This window comes from Streptomyces mutabilis, assembly GCF_014649815.1.
GTDB classification, from domain to species: Bacteria; Actinomycetota; Actinomycetes; order Streptomycetales; family Streptomycetaceae; genus Streptomyces; species Streptomyces mutabilis.
This window is the reverse complement of the sequence record NZ_BMTT01000312.1, coordinates 1-522: the sequence shown is the minus strand read 5'-3', so window position 1 is coordinate 522 and position 522 is coordinate 1. Positions and strand designations below refer to the sequence as shown.

The window sequence follows — 522 nt, the reverse complement described above, 5'->3', positions numbered from 1 at the left end:
AACAATAGCGTTACCTTTGCTTTTATAAATTCGATAGGTAGCAATAAAGAAAGATTAGTACTTCTTTTTTGCTAAAAGATGAGATCACTCTTCAATCATTTGCGCTTGAAGATAGTTTTGTAGTCCGATACGTTCAATAAGCTCCAGTTGGGTTTCAATCCAATCGATATGCCCTTCTTCATCCGTTAAGATTTCTAGCATCAGATCTCGGCTCACATAATCATGAATTGAATCAGCATAAGCGATAGCTTCACGTAAGTCTTTTGCGCCCCCTAGTTCGAGTTCAAGATCTGAACGCAACATCTCTTCAACATCTTCACCGATATTGAGTTTTCCTAAATCTTGTAAGTTAGGGATACCTTCTAAAAATAAAATACGCTCAATATATTTATCAGCATGCTTCATTTCATCAATAGACTCATGGTATTCCATCGCATTAAGGCGAGTAAATCCCCAATTTTTAAACATACGGGCATGCAAGAAATACTGATTAATTGCAACAAGTTCACCACCTAAAGATCG

Annotated in this window: 1 protein-coding gene; it reads right to left on the bottom strand. The window is 36.6% G+C overall.

The features are described from left to right. Nucleotides 1–84: 84 nt before the first annotated feature. Nucleotides 85–522, bottom strand: a 438-nt coding sequence (gene bfr / locus IE142_RS40460; protein ID WP_191889535.1) for a bacterioferritin, incomplete at its 5' end; no start/stop codon positions are given.